Raw genomic sequence first — 2,385 nt, forward strand, 5'->3', positions numbered from 1 at the left:
GGCGACCGGCCAGAGCGCCAACAAGTTCGGCTACACCGGCCACCAGATGGATGCGGAGACCGGCCTGGTGTACTTCCAGGCGCGTTACTACGACCCGCAACTGGGGCGCTTCATTACGCAAGACCCGTATGAGGGCGACTGGAACACGCCGCTGTCGCTGCACCATTACCTGTACGCCTACGGCAATCCGACGGTGTATTACGACCTGAATGGGTACGAATCCATTTCGGCCACTATTGACAACTGGGCAGAGGGCTGCGGAGCATGGTCATGCGCAGGCTATGCATTTATGAAGGGAGCAGCGGCTGGCCTGACCTTCGGATTTACAACGGTGCATGACCCGGTTGCGGACCAGTATTACGAAGGCAAGATCACTCGCAAGCAATACTTCGGCCGAGGCATGGGCGGCGGTATGGCGATTGTTGGCATCAATGCTGCGAGTGTCTTCATTGGTGGAGGTGCCGGCAGTACGGTGACGACGACGCTAGGTGGCCAAGTACTGCGCAGCGCCGCCGTCGGTGGTGTGACTGCAGCGGGCACCGATGCGGCGACCCAAAGTGTCAACATCGCTGCTGGCTTGCAGGATCACTTCGATGGCAAACGTACCCTGACATCTGGTGCCATCGGCCTCGGCGTAGGGGTGCTCGCGCCAGTTGGCGTAGCAGCATCACGCACGAAGATGGGCCAAGCGGTTATCGGTGCGGTTAAAGATAAAGTTGGCCAAGTTGCGAATGCCATGCGTAAGCGTCAATCTGCCCCGCCAGCGACCAAACCGCCTGTGGCAGTGAAGGCGAGCACTGCGAACCAGAACGAAAATATCACCGTTCAAGAATCAAACGATGGAGCGGGCAGGCGAGTTGGCAAGGCAGGCCATGAAGAAGCCGGTACTTCTCAGGAGTCCGTCAAGGCCGATAAACGAGGAGAACAGAAAACGCCGGTCATTACGACGGCAGACGAGCCGGAAGTTAAGGAATTTGTCAAAGAGTTTGAAAAGAAATACCCGGGTAGACCCTATCAGTCAGGACACAAGCGAACGCACAGCGATGGTCGCGAACTGGAAATCGATTTTGAAACTGATAATGCTATCGTCGAGATCAAAGCCGGGCAAGGACAGGGGCTATCTCGTCAAGTTAAGGATAGATTGGATCCTTCGATAAACCCGAGTGGGAAAGTATGTATCGGCCTTGCTTGCGACAGGAAGGGTTTCTCTATCCACGCCAAGAAATCTGTTGAGAAGGCAGGGGGCCTTGCATCTGATAAAATGCAGGAAGTAATTGACGTGATCGCAGAATAGATCTTATGAACGACGTATTCTATTTTTCCTCTTCTGATATCGCTTTGGACAAAGTATGTAAATTACTTAGTGAGGAATTTTCATACAATCTCTACTTGACAGAAAATCAAGACGCGCTGCAAATAGACATGAGCGATTCAATGCGTTTTCAAGTACAGAAGATGAATATCAATGATGATTTTGGTGGGCCAGCAGATTTGGAAGTGATTTCACGAATTAACGCGAGAAGCTGCTTATGTGTTTCGTATCACAACGTGAATTTGCCCGAATTGAAGGTGGTTTTGAGGACACTTCTGCAGAGTTTTGGCGGTTGGGTCGGAAGTGATGCGGAGGCTTTTGAGCCGCTCTATTCTTTGGAAAATATCGATTCAATGCCGACTTAGTGCCGCTGCCCCCGTTCAACTGCCCCGTTTAGTTGCCCCGTTCAGTGTTCAGTTGAAATTGGGGTAGGGGGCGGCGGGCCACTTTTTTCAAGCCAAAAAGCGGGGCGTCGGGCACAACTCGTTGACCGTCGAGCCGCTTTAATCAGCAAACTGTCTGCCCGGCCAACTCAATGTGCCTGCTATTTCAGCAATTCCAGGCAAGCAGGCGAGCGCGAGCCTGAACACCTGTCGTTCGCCATGTTCAACGGACCACATGGTTGCTGGCTAATGCAGCGGCACGAATCCTTTGAGAATCCCGTTCCAGCCCTGGTATGGAACGAACGCTTTCGGTCGATTCAGATAAGGGTTGATGCCGCGCCATGCTTCCATCGGTGTCCAGCCGAACAAATGCTGATGCGGACGAACCTCGTTGTACCACTGCCTGAACGCGGCAAGCAAGGAGTCCAGGTCCTGAGGGCGCTCAGGCACCAGTAGGTTCAGCTTCTGCTTCAAGGTCAGGAACAAGCGCTCAATGCGTCCGTTTTGCCAGGGCTTGCCACGCTCGATAAAGCGATGTTTGATACCGAGCGCGCGTAATCCTTGCGCGAATTCCTTGCTGTGGAAGAGTATGCGTCCAGCCATTCCACCTTCACAGCGGGTTTAGGACTGAGTAGAGTTCGGGAATGGCAACAACGAATCGATCTGACTGTTGGGGCACGTCGGGAGACG

The 2,385-nt window shown here is 53.5% G+C and carries 3 protein-coding genes; 2 read left to right on the forward strand and 1 reads right to left on the reverse strand.

Going from position 1 to position 2,385, the window contains the following annotated elements:
- Both ASE26_RS21870 and ASE26_RS21875 read left to right on the forward strand, forming a co-directional pair.
- Positions 1-1,294: RHS repeat-associated core domain-containing protein (locus tag ASE26_RS21870; protein ID WP_162259196.1), on the forward strand; the 1,294-nt coding region annotated here is incomplete at its 5' end.
- 5 nt (positions 1,295-1,299) lie between these two features.
- On the forward strand, positions 1,300-1,677 hold the full coding sequence (locus tag ASE26_RS21875) for a hypothetical protein (RefSeq protein ID WP_055933611.1): 378 nt from the start codon (positions 1,300-1,302) through the stop codon (positions 1,675-1,677).
- Positions 1,678-1,941: 264 nt separating this feature from the next.
- Here ASE26_RS21875 and ASE26_RS21880 read toward each other — a convergent pair whose 3' ends face one another.
- Complete coding sequence (locus tag ASE26_RS21880; protein ID WP_057246945.1) at positions 1,942-2,298, reverse strand: integrase core domain-containing protein; 357 nt, start codon at positions 2,296-2,298, stop codon at positions 1,942-1,944.
- Positions 2,299-2,385 lie beyond the last annotated feature (87 nt).

It is taken from the genome of Duganella sp. Root198D2, from assembly GCF_001428585.1.
Taxonomy (GTDB): Bacteria; Pseudomonadota; Gammaproteobacteria; order Burkholderiales; family Burkholderiaceae_D; genus Rugamonas.

Coding starts and splice junctions, on each gene's coding strand:
- ASE26_RS21875 (WP_055933611.1), top strand. CDS start 1,300: ATGAACGACGTATTCTATTTTTCCTCTTCTGATATCGCTTTGGACAAA.
- ASE26_RS21880 (WP_057246945.1), bottom strand. CDS start 2,298: ATGGCTGGACGCATACTCTTCCACAGCAAGGAATTCGCGCAAGGATTA.